The sequence below is a fragment of the Staphylococcus sp. GDB9P120P genome, from assembly GCF_017893435.1.
Taxonomy (GTDB): domain Bacteria; phylum Bacillota; class Bacilli; order Staphylococcales; family Staphylococcaceae; genus Staphylococcus; species Staphylococcus cohnii.
In genome coordinates this window covers 80,819-97,304 of sequence record NZ_JAESNB010000010.1, presented here as the reverse complement: position 1 = coordinate 97,304, position 16,486 = coordinate 80,819, and the positions used below count along the sequence as shown (strand labels likewise).

14 protein-coding genes are annotated in these 16,486 nt (G+C 32.0%); 11 read left to right on the top strand and 3 right to left on the bottom strand.

The genetic code is table 11. The features are described from left to right. Positions 1-325: 325 nt before the first annotated feature. On the bottom strand, positions 326-745 hold the full coding sequence (locus KA856_RS11275) for a PPC domain-containing DNA-binding protein (protein WP_210138693.1): 420 nt from the start codon (positions 743-745) through the stop codon (positions 326-328). A gap of 207 nt (positions 746-952) precedes the next feature. On the opposite strand from KA856_RS11275, the gene norA reads away from it, so the two are divergent. The 11 genes from norA (at position 953) to KA856_RS11220 (ending at position 14,999) form a co-directional block, all read left to right on the top strand. Continuing rightward, positions 953-2,113: a multidrug efflux MFS transporter NorA gene (gene norA, locus KA856_RS11270; RefSeq protein WP_107384469.1), complete on the top strand. Its 1,161-nt coding sequence runs from the start codon at positions 953-955 to the stop codon at positions 2,111-2,113. 454 nt (positions 2,114-2,567) lie between these two features. Then, positions 2,568-3,314, top strand: coding sequence for a hypothetical protein (locus KA856_RS11265; protein ID WP_107386259.1), 747 nt, complete (start codon positions 2,568-2,570; stop codon positions 3,312-3,314). A gap of 163 nt (positions 3,315-3,477) precedes the next feature. Further along, positions 3,478-4,347, top strand: coding sequence for a UTP--glucose-1-phosphate uridylyltransferase GalU (gene galU / locus KA856_RS11260; RefSeq protein ID WP_107384467.1), 870 nt, complete (start codon positions 3,478-3,480; stop codon positions 4,345-4,347). A gap of 61 nt (positions 4,348-4,408) precedes the next feature. Beyond that, positions 4,409-4,888 carry a Cys-tRNA(Pro) deacylase gene (ybaK, locus tag KA856_RS11255; protein ID WP_210138692.1) on the top strand — a complete coding sequence of 160 codons (480 nt, stop codon included), beginning with the start codon at positions 4,409-4,411 and terminating at the stop codon, positions 4,886-4,888. A gap of 786 nt (positions 4,889-5,674) precedes the next feature. Further along, positions 5,675-6,433 carry a DeoR/GlpR family DNA-binding transcription regulator gene (locus tag KA856_RS11250; RefSeq protein WP_107384464.1) on the top strand — a complete coding sequence of 253 codons (759 nt, stop codon included), beginning with the start codon at positions 5,675-5,677 and terminating at the stop codon, positions 6,431-6,433. After that, positions 6,430-7,353, top strand: coding sequence for a 1-phosphofructokinase (pfkB, locus tag KA856_RS11245; protein ID WP_107521396.1), 924 nt, complete (start codon positions 6,430-6,432; stop codon positions 7,351-7,353). Before KA856_RS11250 ends, pfkB begins: the two co-directional genes overlap by 4 nt. 1 nt (position 7,354) lies before the next feature. Further along, positions 7,355-9,292 carry a PTS fructose transporter subunit IIABC gene (locus tag KA856_RS11240; RefSeq protein ID WP_210138691.1) on the top strand — a complete coding sequence of 646 codons (1,938 nt, stop codon included), beginning with the start codon at positions 7,355-7,357 and terminating at the stop codon, positions 9,290-9,292. Between the two features lie 168 nt (positions 9,293-9,460). After that, positions 9,461-10,621 (top strand): N-acetylglucosamine-6-phosphate deacetylase, encoded by a 1,161-nt coding sequence (gene nagA / locus KA856_RS11235; protein ID WP_107384461.1) that lies wholly within the window; start codon positions 9,461-9,463, stop codon positions 10,619-10,621. A gap of 298 nt (positions 10,622-10,919) precedes the next feature. Continuing rightward, positions 10,920-12,272, top strand: a complete 1,353-nt coding sequence (locus KA856_RS11230; RefSeq protein WP_210138690.1) for a hemolysin family protein — start codon at positions 10,920-10,922, stop codon at positions 12,270-12,272. A gap of 254 nt (positions 12,273-12,526) precedes the next feature. Next, positions 12,527-13,366 carry an aldo/keto reductase gene (locus KA856_RS11225; RefSeq protein WP_210138689.1) on the top strand — a complete coding sequence of 280 codons (840 nt, stop codon included), beginning with the start codon at positions 12,527-12,529 and terminating at the stop codon, positions 13,364-13,366. Positions 13,367-13,898: 532 nt separating this feature from the next. Beyond that, on the top strand, positions 13,899-14,999 hold the full coding sequence (locus KA856_RS11220) for a glycosyltransferase family 2 protein (protein ID WP_210138688.1): 1,101 nt from the start codon (positions 13,899-13,901) through the stop codon (positions 14,997-14,999). 543 nt (positions 15,000-15,542) lie between these two features. Here KA856_RS11220 and KA856_RS11215 read toward each other — a convergent pair. Together KA856_RS11215 and KA856_RS11210 are read right to left on the bottom strand one after the other, a co-directional pair. Continuing rightward, complete coding sequence (locus tag KA856_RS11215) at positions 15,543-15,797, bottom strand: GlsB/YeaQ/YmgE family stress response membrane protein (protein ID WP_107384458.1); 255 nt, start codon at positions 15,795-15,797, stop codon at positions 15,543-15,545. 63 nt (positions 15,798-15,860) lie between these two features. Then, positions 15,861-16,454, bottom strand: coding sequence for a hypothetical protein (locus KA856_RS11210; protein WP_107504984.1), 594 nt, complete (start codon positions 16,452-16,454; stop codon positions 15,861-15,863). Between the last annotated feature and the right edge of the window lie 32 nt (positions 16,455-16,486).

Sequence of the window (16,486 nt, the reverse complement as noted above, 5' to 3'; positions counted from 1 at the left end):
TAATCAATCCTTGAGCGTCAACACGTTTCAAAATTGTAAAAAAGATACATGTTAATACAAAAAACAAATGGAGCATGGTAGTCGGCGATATTACAAAAATTTCATAAACGTATAAAAACGTTAATTTCTATATAATTTCAATAGAAATTAACGTTTATCCTTTAGGCAGAGATATTAATATACATGATGGTTGATTAGTATAGATTACTGTTTTTAATCCTTACTTATAAAAAATCATATTTAAATTGATATATTTTTATAAGTTAAATACAGTTAAAGTATTATTCGAATAATGTTAAAACCTTGTTGGGTGGGCGCCAATGAATTACAAATCTAATAGATTTAGGCCAATATCGGCATTGTGTTTACGATTTATATCTAAGTTTGTCATTGTAATGACGATTTCTGCAGTAGCTGAAACAACTGCTTTTGTTAAATGACCACTTAATGTTTCATATTGATTAGTACCAAAAGTTGCATGTAAATGTGCAAATGGCTTTTCATCAATATGAGAAATATTACCTAAAAGGCTAATTAATTCTAAAGGTTCTTTAATTTCTTTTTTTTCATAGGTTTTAGTATCTAAATTATAGAAATTTAATTCTACGTTATCACAAGCGCCGATACCACTGACTGTTCCAAATTTACCATTTTGCTCAAGAGCAAGATCCGTTACAGCTTCAACAATGTCTTCACCTTGTTCTAAAACTAATACGATTGTATTGCCATCTACTTGATATACCATTTGAAAACCTCCATTCAAATTAATGCATTTAATATCATTATACAATTAATTATTTATGAGATGTATAATAGTGTTTGAAAATGTAAGTTTTTCTATTGTTTTTCTGTAGGAAAATGTTATAGAATGTTCTAATATTGTGCATTCCTCTTAATTAAAGATACAAAACAAGATGATGAAAAAAGTGTATAAAAGAATGGAGTGAGAAACGTGAATAAACAATTTTATATTTTATATTTTAATATCTTTTTAGTCTTTTTAGGTATAGGTCTAGTTGTACCAGTACTACCAGTATATTTAAAAGATTTAGGTTTAAAAGGTAGTGATTTAGGAATTCTTGTTGCGGTCTTTGCACTCGCACAAATGATTATTTCACCATTTGGTGGTACGCTTGCAGATAAATTAGGTAAAAAATTAATTATTTGTATTGGACTTGCTCTTTTTGCAATTTCAGAATTCTTGTTTGCCGCAAGTCACACGTTTTCTCTACTAATCATTTCTAGAATATTAGGTGGTTTTAGTGCTGGAATGGTCATGCCTGGTGTTACTGGGATGATTGCGGATATTTCTATAGGAAAAGATAAAGCAAAGAATTTTGGTTACATGTCGGCGATCATTAATTCAGGCTTTATTTTAGGACCTGGTTTAGGAGGTTTGCTGGCGGAAGTATCGCATAGATTGCCGTTCTATGTGGCTGGTACAAGTGGTGTCGTGGCACTTATATTATCTATTACATTAATTAAGAATCCGAAAAATGAAACGCAAGATGGTTTTACACAATATCAACCTGAATTATTGGCTAAAATAAATTGGAAAGTGTTCCTCACTCCAGTCATTTTAACGCTAGTGCTTGCATTTGGTTTGTCTGCGTTCGAAACATTATTCCCTTTATATACAGCCGATAAAGCACATTATTCACCTATAGATATCTCCTTTGCAATTACCGGTGGCGGTATTTTTGGTGCGATATTCCAAGTGTTTTTCTTTGATAAGTTTATGAAATACTTTGAAGAGCTTACTTTTATTACGTATGCATTACTTTATTCAGCGATTATTTTACTTGCATTGACGTTTATGCATAGTTACTGGTCAATTATGATTATTAGTTTTATAGTATTTATTGGTTTTGATATGATTCGTCCAGCAATTACCAATTATTTTTCTAATATAGCTGGAAATCGTCAAGGATTTGCTGGTGGGTTAAATTCGACTTTTACCAGCATGGGGAATTTCATAGGCCCATTAGTAGCGGGTACATTATACGATATTAATTTTGAATTTCCACTGTATATGGCGATATTAGTGATGTTTATTGGTATGATCGTAATATTTTTTGAAAAAACAATTAGAAATCGTCTAAAAAAATCATAAATTTAATAAAAGACGCAGCCATTTTGCTATGGTTATTACTAAATGTTTATGAATGGCATGTAAAAATGAAAATGAATAATTATTTTATAAAAGACAAATTAGCTAATGTTATAGGAGTAAGAGATGAAATTAGAACTACCATTTTAATTTCGTCTCTTACTTTTTTATTAAGCAAATTAAACATGGCAATTTTTAAACATACGTTCATTAGCAAGATTGCTAAATATGTATGAAGTAACAGGATGTAATGGTTAATGAATTAAGTGATATAAGAATTGTCAGAATTTGTACATTAGAATTTCAAATATGACACGAATGTTAAATAAAGTTGCACACATAATATTCATGTTACAGAAATTACAATTGTTTTAAATTGTGGTCTATATAAATTTTTTGTTAAATATTTGTGATAATATGTTGTTATTATTAAAGAGAGATGATTAAGGGGATAAAGTTGAAGAATTTACTATTATCAATATTGGCTTTCCTATTAACATGTTGTTTCATATTTTTATTAGTGTTAGTTACGAACCAACAAGTGCTTGCAAAAGTACATGAAACAATATCGAGTTATTCCGATACAAATAATGTTGCCCAATCCAAAGCAGGGGAAGAAAAAGCAGATTTTGATTCAAATGTGCCGGATGACACAAGACATGACGTGCCAAAAGAAAAGCCATATAATGCAAAAAACCACGAACCTATAGCAAAATTAGCAACACATGATTTGAATGATAAAGAGGCTGGCGAAATCAATTTGCCTCAATTTTCAGAAGCGCTAAATAAAGCGCAAAAAATGGTTGATAGTGATAACCATTCTGAAAATGAATATAATGACTATGGTATTGATAGTACATGTGAGGGGACATATTACTATATTTTCACTTTCAAGAATAAGCAACATCCCGAAACATATTATAGAGTAACTGTAGATCAAAATAATAAAGCAAGGATATTTGATGATGCTTATAAAGTGCAAAATCACCAAGACCAAGACAAACCGAGAATATCACCACATGAGTCAGAAGTAATAGCTCAAAAATATGCAAAAGATGCACTAGGAAACAATGCAACCTTGAAGCAAGTACATGCTTCAAAGCAAGGTATGTTTTATACATTTTATGATGCGACCGCTAAAAAAGAATATAAAGTTATTGTGAATAAACTGGGTGATGTCATACGTCAACCTGCACTAAAATAGGAAAATGAAAACATTCAACTTTTAGATTCTATTGAAGTTGGATGTTTTTTATTGTCATAAAAAGTATAAAGTTAAATGTATCGATGTTATTATTATATTAAGTTTAAACTGATTTATACTTTGATGAATATTTAATTAATAAAAATTGAAAAGGATGAATGTTTTGAAAAAAATAAAAAAAGCAATTATACCTGCAGCAGGATTAGGTACAAGATTTCTTCCGGCAACAAAAGCTATGCCAAAAGAAATGTTGCCGATTTTAGATAAGCCAACGATTCAATACATTGTAGAGGAAGCAGCTCGTGCTGGTATTGAGGATATTATAATTGTAACCGGTAAACACAAGCGAGCAATTGAAGATCATTTTGATAATCAAAAAGAATTAGAAATGATTTTAGAAGAAAAAGGAAAAACGGATCTATTAGAAAAAGTGAATTATTCTACAGAACTTGCTAATATTTTTTATGTAAGACAAAAAGAACAAAAAGGGTTAGGACATGCGATTTATTCAGCACGTCAATTTATTGGCAATGAACCTTTTGCGGTACTATTGGGTGATGATATTGTGGAGTCAACACAACCAGCCATTAAACAATTGATAGATACATATGAAGAAACTGGTAAATCTGTAATCGGTGTCCAAGAAGTAAATGAAAATGATACACATCGTTACGGCATCATTGATCCGTTAGGTAAAAGTGGGCGTCAATATGAAGTGAATCAATTTGTGGAAAAACCGAAACAAGGAACGGCACCTTCAAATTTAGCGATTATGGGGCGTTATGTGTTAACACCTGATATCTTTGAATATTTAGCAAACCAAGGTAAAGGCGCCGGTGGAGAGATTCAACTGACAGATGCTATTGAAAGAATGAATAAAGAAAGTCAAGTCTATGCCTACGACTTTGAAGGTGAGCGTTATGATGTCGGTGAAAAATTAGGTTTTGTAAAAACTACAATAGAATTCGCTTTAAAAGATCAAGAAATGAATGAAGCATTAACGAAATTCATTAAACAACTCAAGCTAGATTGATGATTTGGGATAAAATTATTTTGATATGCATAAAACATTTTTAATCATATGAGGTATCGAAATGAAACAAAAGAAAACAAATGCTATGCGCATGTTAGATCGTCAAAAGATAAAATACAATGTCAATACGTATGAAATCTCGGATGAACATATGGACGGCACTGAAGTAGCACACAAAGTTGGCATAGAAGATAAATACGTATATAAAACACTTGTTTTAGAAAATAGTCATCACCATCATTTTGTGTTTATTATTCCAGTAAGTGATACATTAGATATGAAAGCGGCAGCTAACGCCATAAATGAAAAGAAACTACAATTAATGCCTTTAGATGAACTTAAAAACGTAACAGGTTATATTAGGGGCGGTTGTTCACCGATTGGAATGAAAAAACAATTTCAAACTATTGTCGATCAGCAAGCAACTTGTATAGATTCTCTTTATATTAGTGGCGGAGAACGTGGGGTACAGATTGAAATGACAGTTGATGACTTGATTAAAATAACTAATGCAAAAGTGTTGAACGTCACTCATCAATAACAATATAATAAGATAATTAAAATCACGAAGTGGTCATGATACCATTTCGTGATTATTTAATGAGCAGTAAGCAATCATATACTTTTATGAAATCGCGAGCGTTAATGATTTGAAATTTTATTCGAATTTTTCGCTCTTTTTTTTATGCGTTTTTTAAATTGATGTTCTACGATTGTTAAAAACATAACGCTCAATGTAAAAAATGTGAGAACCATAGTTAAAACAAGCATAGAATCTATTGGAGATATAAGTAAAATTAACAACACGATAAAGTTACTAATATAAGCATATGTATAGAGTAAAATCATGGTCATTTGTATATATTTGTTCGTCGTTTGACTAAGAAATTGTAACAGGTTAACCCCCATTTGAAAAAACAAAAGGATATACATAATCAACGTTTGAAAAAATACAAAGTCAGTTTTGAATTTTTCGCTTATATATATGTTGAGTATCATTAAAATAGCAAAGATCATTGCGATACTGATTCTTTTTTCCCATTTTACTATAGATGATGGTTGCATAACTTCAAGACACACTCCTTGTAAGAAATAAGTGTAATGAAAAAAGGTTGTATATTACATGATTATTGTAACGTAATGAGATGTATTATCAAGATGTTCAAATGTGGTTATTAATACATAAATAAAAATCATAAATAATTGAGAAAAAGGAGGAATAACAAATTTTATTGGCTTAATATGATTGTTTTTGATTGTTTTTGACAAAAAATGATTGAAATAAGAAAGCGTAACCATTATAATGAAAATGAAATGAGGTGGAGGGATGATTACTGAAAAACGGCAGGAACTCATATTGACTGAATTGTCAAAAAAAGATTTTTTGACGTTACAGGAATTGATAGATCGAACAGGATGTAGTGCATCTACAATTCGCCGAGATTTATCCAAATTACAAAAAGTTGGGAAATTGAAAAGAGTGCATGGCGGCGCAATGTTAAACGACTCATCTATCTTAGAACCTAATTTAGCAGATAAACGCGGTACAAATTTAAAAGAAAAGCAAGAAATCGCACGGTTAGCAGCGCTGGAAATAGAAGATAATGAATGTGTTTTTATAGATGCTGGCTCGACTACACTTGAGATGATCCCTTACATCAGTGCACAAAATATTGTTGTTGTAACGAGTGGTTTGACTCATGTCGAAGAGCTAATTAAACAGGGTATTCGAACATTTATTTTAGGTGGAGAAATCAAATCGACAACATATGCGACAGTAGGTGCTAGCGCGCTTGAAACGTTGAAAAGCTATCGTTTTGATAAGGTATTCCTTGGTATGAATGGTATAGACATAAAATATGGTTTAACTACACCTGATGAGCAAGAAGCGATTATTAAAAAATACGCTATACATTTAGGGACAAACGCTTATATTTTAGCTGATCATGATAAATACGACAAGGTATATTTTGCACATGTGCCTGTAGAAACACAAGTTAGCATTGTTACTTCTAAAAAAGTAAAAGAGAGTGACATATTTAAGAAATATACTGAACATTATACATTTATTGGAGGTACACGATGATTTATACGGTAACTTTTAATCCCTCTATTGATTACATCATGTTTGCTGATGATTTTGAATTAAATGGATTAAACAGAGCGACAGAAACTTTTAAATTTGCTGGAGGTAAGGGTATCAATGTTTCAAGAGTGTTGCAAACATTGAACGTACCTTCAACAGCCTTAGGATTTGCAGGTGGATTTCCGGGTCAATTTATAGATGATACTTTAAAAAAAGCAGGTATTCAAACTGATTTTATAGAGATAGATGAAGATACACGGATTAATGTAAAACTAAAAACTGGTGATGAAACAGAAATAAATGCACCAGGTCCAAATATTTCTCAAACACAATTTGAAAATCTACTCAGACAACTTAAACAAACTTCAAAAAAAGATATAGTAGTCGTGGCAGGAAGTATACCGAAAAGCGTCCCTAAAGATGCGTATGAGCAAATTGCAAAAATCACAAACCAAACAGGAGCTCGATTAGTCGTAGATGCTGAAAAAGATTTAGTGGAATCCGTATTAAAATACAATCCACTATTTATTAAACCGAACAAACATGAATTAGAAGTTATGTTTGATACAGCAATCAATTCGGATGAAGATGTTATCCATTACGCACAAGAAATTATGAAACAAGGAGCATCATCTGTGATTGTGTCACTTGGTGGCGAGGGTGCAGTTTATGTTGATCATAAACATAGTTTGAAGGCGTCAGTACCTCTTGGTCAAGTTGTCAATACAGTTGGTTCAGGTGATAGCACTGTTGCAGGCATGATAGCTGGACTTGAAACAGGTTTGACGATTGAAAACGCGTTTAAACAAGCAGTTTCTGCGGGAACAGCAACTGCTTTTAACGATGATTTAGCTTCATACAAAGCAATTGAAGATATTAAAGAACAAGTGACAATTACGACTCTAAAGGGGAGTGAATGAGATGAGAATTACAGAGTTATTAACTCAAGAGACAATAGCTATGGATCTTTCATCAACTGATAAGAATGGTGTCATAGACGAATTAGTGAATCAACTGGATAAAGCAAAGAAATTAAACGATGTATCAGTTTTTAAAGAAGCTATTTATAACCGTGAAGCGCAAAGTACGACTGGTATTGGAGAAGGTATTGCGATACCACATGCTAAAGTAGCAGCGGTAGATACGCCTGCCATCGCTTTTGGTAAATCTAAAGCGGGCGTAGATTATCAAAGTTTAGATATGCAACCGGCACATTTGTTCTTTATGATTGCGGCTCCAGAAGGTGGCGCACAAACACATTTAGATGCATTAGCAAAACTATCAGGTATTTTAATGGATGATAAAGTACGAGAAGATTTACTAAATGCAACGTCTCCTCAATCTGTGTTACAAATCATTGATAAAGCTGATGATGAAGCTACAGAAGAAGTAGAAGAAGATACTGAAAGCTCTGTTGCACCAGCTGACACAAATGAACCCTATATATTAGCAGTTACAGCTTGTCCAACGGGTATAGCACATACTTATATGGCTCGAGATGCTTTGAAAAAACAAGCTGAAAAAATGGGCGTTAAAATAAAAGTAGAAACAAATGGATCTGGCGGTATAAAAAATCATCTCACGAATGAAGATATCGAACGTGCTACTGGTGTTATTGTAGCGGCAGATGTACATGTTGAAACAGCGCGTTTTAATGGCAAGAATGTTGTTGAAGTACCGGTAGCTGATGGTATTAAACGCCCAGAAGAATTAATTAATATTGCTCAAGATACTTCTCGTAAACCGTTTGTAGCGAGTGCTGATTCAAGTAAAGTACAATCAGAAAGTAATGAAAAACAAGGTGTGGGCAAGACAATTTATAAACATTTGATGAACGGTGTTTCTAATATGCTACCACTTGTTATAGCTGGTGGTATTTTAATGGCTATCGTGTTCTTATTTGGTGCAAACTCGTTTGATCCAAAAAATTCAGATTACAACGCATTCGCAGAACAATTGTGGAATATAGGTAACAAGAGTGCCTTTATGTTAATTATTCCTATACTTGCTGGTTATATAGCACGTAGTATAGCGGATAAACCAGGTTTCGCAGCTGGTTTAGTTGGTGGTTTGTTAGCTAGTACAGGTGATTCAGGCTTTATCGGCGGCATACTTGCAGGTTTCTTAGCAGGTTATTTAACATTAGGCATCAAGAAATTAACAAATGGTATGCCACAATCTCTAGAAGGTTTAAAACCAACTTTAATTTTCCCAGTATTCTCTGTATCTATAACAGGTTTACTGATGATTTATGTTTTAAATCCTCCAGCATCTTGGTTAAATAATTTATTGCTGAATGGATTACAAAGTTTATCAGGTACTAACATTATGCTATTGGGTCTTGTTATTGGTGCGATGATGGCTATTGATATGGGAGGTCCATTTAATAAAGCAGCTTATGTATTCGCTGTAGCTGCATTGACAGAAGGTAATGCAGCACCAATTACAGCAGCGATGATTGGCGGTATGGTGCCACCGATTGCTATTGCAACAGCAATGTTACTGTTCCGTAAAAAATTCACTAAAGAACAAAAAGGTTCTATTGTTCCAAACTATGTGATGGGGCTATCCTTTATTACTGAAGGAGCAATTCCATTTGCCGCAGCTGACCCTATTCGTGTAATCCCGTCTATGATGGTGGGTTCAGGTGTAGCAGGTGCAATTGCATTAGGTTTAGGATCATCCATTCAAGCACCACATGGTGGTATTATTGTTATATTAGGAACAGACTTTAGTCACGTATTGCAATCATTGATAGCAATCATTATTGGAGCTATCATAGCAGCAGTTATTTATGGTATGTTAAAACCAAAATTAACTAAAGAAGAGATACAAAATTCAGAAGCGATGAATGATTAAAATTACAGAGATTCATAAAGAAAAGCCAGAAGAAACTCATGATTGAGTGAAACTTCTGGTTTTTTTTATTTGCTTTTGAATATAATATAAGCGTTGAATTTGGTAAAATAAATTACAAGTGATGCAAGAAAATTTTAACCTAAAATAATTGAAAAGAAGGTAATATAAATGGTTGAATATGTAATTGAAAATGGACGAATATATACTGAAACTGAAACCATTGATTGCGGTTATATCATCATTAAATCTGGTAAAATTGCTGGTTTAGGTGTAGGAAAGTATGAAGGTGATTTACAAACGATAGATGCACAAGGGCATCATATTCTACCTGGTTTTATTGATATTCATATGCATGGTGGTTACGGGGAAGATGCAATGGATGCATCGATGACGGGCTTAAAACATTTGTCAGAGTCATTGTTATCTGAAGGTACAACGAGTTATTTAGCAACTACAATGACACAATCAGATGAGAATATTACAAATGCGCTCAAAAATATAGCTGCATATCAAACACAACAAGATACGTTAAATACAGCTGAAATTGTGGGTATCCATTTAGAAGGTCCGTTTATTTCTGAACATAAAGTAGGCGCGCAAAATCCTGGTTATGTCCAACGGCCTTCAGTGGAAAAATTAAAATACTTCCAAAATATAGCGAACAATCACATCAAAGTTATCACATTTGCACCTGAAGTCGATGGCGCTAAAGAAACATTGGCAGCTTTTAAAGATCAAATTATATTTTCAATTGGACATACAGTTGCGACATTTGATGAGAGCAATGAAGCGGTGGAAAACGGCGCCAAACACGTAACGCATTTATATAATGCTGGTACACCTTTTGAACATAGAGAACCAGGACTATTCGGTGCGGCATGGGTTAATGATAAATTGAACACTGAAGTTATTGTCGATGGGATTCACTCACATCCTGCTGCTGTAAATATCGCATATAAACAAAAAGGAAATGAACATTTCTATTTAATTACAGATGCTATGCGAGCAAAAGGCATGCCAGATGGAGAATATGATTTAGGTGGCCAAAATGTCATCGTAAAAGACTCAGAAGCACGTTTAGTTTCAGGAGCATTAGCAGGAAGTATTTTAAAAATGAATACTGGTTTGCATAATCTTCTTAAATTTACAGGTGATTCATTGGATAATCTATGGCGTGTCACTAGTTTGAATCAGGCAATTGCTTTAAACATTGACGATAAAAAAGGTAGCTTAAAAGCGGGTAAAGATGCAGATATTGTCATCGTGAACGATGATATTGAAGTTCAAACAACTATCAAAAATGGTGAAATACATCAATTTCTTAAGTAATCATTATTTTAGAATAAATAAATATTATTTAGGACAAATGATGTAAAATTTAGAAAGTTGACGCGAAGGTAATTTTGCGTTTAAATGGTACATTAGGTGAATATAAATTTTAATATGTATAAATTACTTTCGAAACAACTATTATGATAAAATAAAAGAAATGCGTATTTTTAGGGAGGTGTTACAATGGGAAGGATTTAGCATATAATACAAACTTTAACAATTATATAATATTTTATAAGCAGTCACCTATTGTGACACAAAATTTGGAGGTGAATCCCTAGAAATAGGGAACTAATTGGAAACAGTGACCATAATAAATTTAGTAATATTCTTTTTTTTAATAGCATTAACTACAGTCTTCGTAGGATCAGAATTCGCATTAGTTAAAGTGCGTACTACTAGGATTGAACAACTTGCAACAGAAGGCAACGGTAGTGCACGTGTTGTTAAAAAGATGATTAAAAACTTAGACTATTACTTATCAGCATGTCAATTGGGTATTACCGTGACATCTTTAGGATTAGGTTGGTTAGGTGAACCAACATTTAACAAGTTGCTACACCCATTATTTGAATTAATCCATTTACCTGAAACACTAACGACAACTTTTTCATTTATAGTAGCGTTTATCATTGTGACATATTTGCATGTTGTCTTGGGTGAATTAGCACCGAAAACGCTTGCTATCCAATATACCGAAAAATTGGCACTAGTTTATGCTAGACCGCTATATTATTTCGGATTTATAATGAAGCCATTAATTTGGTTAATGAATGGTTCAGCAAGAATGATTATTCGTATGTTTGGTGTGGATCCTGATGCAAATAATGATGCTATGTCAGAAGAAGAAATAAAAATTATAATAAATAATAGTTATAATGGCGGAGAAATCAATCAAACAGAATTAGCATATATGCAAAATATCTTTTCTTTTGATGAAAGACATGCTAAGGATATCATGGTACCGCGTACACAAATGGTTACACTAAATGAGCCATTTAATGTAGATGAATTATTAGAAACAATTAAAGAACATCAATTCACACGTTATCCAATTACAGAAGATGGCGATAAAGACCATGTAAAAGGGTTTATTAACGTAAAAGAATTTTTAACAGAGTATGCTTCTGGTAAACCGATGAAAGCAAGTAACTACATCCATGATTTGCCAATGATTTCCGAAACTACTAGAATCAGTGATGCGCTTATCAGAATGCAGCGCGAACATGTTCACATTAGTTTAATTATTGATGAGTATGGTGGTACTGCAGGTATTTTAACCATGGAAGATATATTAGAAGAAATTGTCGGTGAAATTCGTGATGAGTTTGACGATGATGAAGTCAATGATGTTCTCAGACTAAGCGATAATAAATACCAAATTAACGGTAGGGTGTTATTAGATGATTTAAACGATCAATTTGGTATTGAATTTGAGGATTCTGAAGATATAGATACAATTGGTGGTTGGTTACAAGCACATAATACCAACTTACAACCAAATGATTATGTAGATACACAATATGATCGTTGGGTAATATCGGAAGTGGATAATCATCAAATTATCAATGTTATCTTAGAGTTTGAATATCATGAAACACGTCCAACTCCAGAAGAAGATGAAGACGAAGAAAGTAATGATAATTAAGCTGCGAGTGATGATAATTCAGTGTTGTTTGAGGTTTTACATAGTAGTTATCATTTGTTAGCAAAATATCAACATATATTTTGCACCATACGCATACAACATGTATCATAAAAATAAGTAGGTATTGCAAAAACTGGGACATCAATCAATGTCCCAGTTTTTTTATAATCATCTTAATAGCAAAATTATGTGAATAGGTTTTTTATTTAAAGGATGAAAATATATATTATACTAATAAAGAGGAGGATAAATTTATGATAGAAGATACATATTATTTAAATAATGGTTATCCTATGCCGAAAATTGGTTTGGGTGTTTACAAAATCACTGATGAGGAAATGGAAAAAGCTATATTTAGCGCTTTAGATATCGGTTACCGTGCTTTTGATACAGCTTACTTTTATAAAAATGAAATTGCATTAGGCAATGCTTTGAAAAAATCTGATGTGCCTCGTTCTGAATTGTTTATTACTTCAAAGATATGGAATGATTATCAAGGATATAATAAAACAATTGAATTTTTCACAAAATCTATAGAGAATTTAGGTACTGATTATTTAGATTTATTTTTAATACATTGGCCATGTGAAGAAGATGGACTTTTTATTGAAACATATAGAGCGATGGAAAAATTATACAAAGAAGGTCGAATACGTGCAATTGGTGTATGTAACTTTAAGCAACATCATTTAGAAAAATTGATGGCTGAGACAGAAATTACGCCTGCAGTAAATCAGGTGGAGGTACATCCTTATTTCAATCAGCATGAATTACAAGATTTTTGTGATAAGCATGATATCGCCGTGACAGCTTGGATGCCACTCATGCGAAACCAAGGTTTACTTGAACATCCTATCATTGTTGATATTGCCGAACGTTATAGTAAAACACCTGCGCAAATCGTGTTGCGTTGGCATTTAGCACATAACCGTTTGATTATACCTAAATCTAAAACGCCAAAACGTATTAAAGAAAATTATGAAATTTTTGATTTTAATTTAGAATTAACAGACATTGCTGAAATCGATAATCTAAATCGAGATGCACGTCAAGGTAAAGATCCTGATCAAGTGCGTATAGGTGATTTGAAATAATTTATTTAAAGTAGCAAGTTTAAATCGTTTTATCAGCATGTGTTGCTGAATAATAATTACAAAATTAATAAGTGGCAATTATAATCAATGGTCTATTTTCTGTAACATATTCCTAAAAGGTTGTAAGCCGATTATTTTATATCGTGTAAGATAGAGAATCGTTTTAATGACACTTAATTCTCTATCTTATTTTTTTAATTTTACTAATATTAGGTTTTGTTTCCATTTCTGACAAATAGTTGATAAACTAGATGGACAAAGTTACAACTTTTTACAAAAAAGATATAGAGCAATATTTATGTATATATATAATCTGTTTTATTAGAAAAATTTGAAAATTGTATTTTAGATTTTATTTATTATACAAATCATTGATGTTCTCTGTTTTAGCAATTTTTTTAAAAGCGTGTAAGTTTTATAATTGAATATTAAGGAAATATAAAAATTATGTAAATCTAAATGAAAAGAATGGCGAAATAACTGTAAATATTGGTAAAGTGAAATTGAAGTAATTGAAATGAAGGTGTTTATTATGCAGATAAGAGTTATAGTGCCATGTTATAACGAAGGTGAAGTAATATTAAAAACATACCATAGGTTAACTGAAATACTAGAAAAAGATAGTCTTAACCGTCACTATAACTATGATTTACTATTTGTAGATGATGGTAGCCATGATAAAACGATTAATTATATTCAAGAAATGGCAGCTCATGATGAACATGTGAAATATATTTCGTTCAGTAGGAATTTCGGTAAAGAATCAGCGATGATAGCCGGTTTCCAACACAGTGTGGAATGTGATGCTGTTGTGATGATTGATGCTGATTTACAGCACCCGCCAGAGCTTATACCACAGATGATTGATAGTTATTTGGATGGCTATGATCAAGTCGTCGCAAAACGTGATAGAACAGGTGAAAAACGTTCGAGAAAATTTTTAACTAAATGTTATTATAAAATGATTAATCACTTTGTTGAGGATATTAAATTAGAAGATGGCGTTGGAGATTTTAGGTTGCTTAGTCAACGCGCACTACAATCACTAACATCGTTAAATGAATATAATCGTTTTTCAAAAGGATTGTATGAATGGATAGGTTATAATACTAAGGTTTTCACTTATGAAAACGTTGAAAGAGAAGAAGGTACATCTAAATGGTCATTTGGTAAATTATTAAACTATGGAATAGATGGCTTGATTTCATTTAATAATAAGCCGTTACGGGCTATGATTTATTTAGGACTTATCGTATTTTTTGTGAGTCTACTTTATATTGTATTTAGTTTTGGTAATATTATGATTAATGGTGTGAAAACACCAGGGTACTTTTCAACAATTGCAGCTATTTTATTACTTGGAGGTATCCAACTTATTTCAATAGGTATTGTAGGCGAATATATCGGTAGGATATATTATGAAGTAAAACAGCGCCCAAAATATATTGTTCAAGTATCTAATTTGAAACCAATACACAAAACAACAGGACTGGGCTCTGAAATAGAAATGTCTGAATATCCAGAAGAAACAGAAGAAAATAATGAAAACAGAATAAATAGAGAAGAGCATTTTTATGTACCGTCACATAAGGTGGAAACTGAAAAAAATAAGACGCTCGTTAAACACAGGTAATTCTAGCTCTCAGTCTATGCTAAAAGCGTAGGTTGAGGGCTTTGTGTATAAACAGAATGATTATCACGATTTTGACCTTACATGCTTGGAGATATGATTTGAGGCTGTAGTCTTTCACGCATATCAATCTCAATTAGCACATTACAAAATTGTATAAGAACCAAATTAGTTAAATACTCTTAAAAGCAAAAATAAAAATGTTATAGTCAAAGAAATTTTGATACAGAAGTAATGTTTAGTTTTATAAAGGTTGTTTTAGATTTTAGGTTATTGTTGAGCCCGTACACACAAAGTTAAAATAACAACTAAAGATTATACGAATGACATTTTGCGAAAGATAGATCATAAACCCTCAAGATAATAACACTTTAAAAAACAAAAAACGCCAATTTCTATAGTATGTTAATAGAAATTGACGTTTATTTTTGTTTTAGATTTTAGTATTCCTGAGTGCTTTCACTATATAGTCATCTTCTGTCGATATAGAAACTATGACATTAAGTTTCAGGAATTTCTTTTAAAACTAAAAATTTAACAAACCAATTATTTTTTACGTAATTTACCCAAAATAAATGATAAAAGGGCAACAAGAATAATTGTTCCAAGTAGTGCAGGGAAGATAGCGATACCGCCTAAGTGCCAACCCCAATCACCTAATATCCATGAACCTAGTGCAGAACCTACGATACCAGCAATAATATTACCTAAAATACCTCCTGGGATATCTTTACCGACGATACCACCAGCAATCCAGCCAATCAAACCGCCGACAATTAACATAATAATAAATCCAAACATAAGTATACCTCCTTTTTAAATATCATCATCAATTACTACATACCACAAAATATAATTTGCTAATCATTTTTTTGAAAAAAATATATTCTGCCATAATAAAAAAAGTAAGAATAATAAATGTACAATAATAAAGGCATACCAATAAGGTGTTAATAAAGGCATGATTGTAAAAGATAATACAATAATAATTTGCCCAATCACTACTGGTTTTCGAATACGATTCAAGATTTTAATTTGTTCTTTTTCATGTGTTTGGAATGTACTATAGAACAATAAAGTTGCACCTATGAGAAAAATAGCTGGAGCTAAATACGGAATGGACATATAGTAAGAATCTTTACTTGTATCGAATGAAAGGATTAAAGACGTACTCATGATAATCGTTAAAATAAAACCAATAAATTTTTGATCAGTTATCACATATGTTTTTGTTTTTTTATTGAGATACAATTGCAATAATGTCCAAATAATCAATTGGGTGCAAGTGTAGAATGTTATGTAATCGTATTTACCAACAAAGACTAAATTGATGATACTGTTAATAGTTATTGATAAAAGTATAGAGCTAAACTTAAGTTGTTTGAAATTCTGACGATATAAATCAATACCGAGTATGATTACTACCGCAGCTATATTTATGATTATATTTATTAGCATGTTGCTCTCCTAACCTAGATACTTCACTGCAA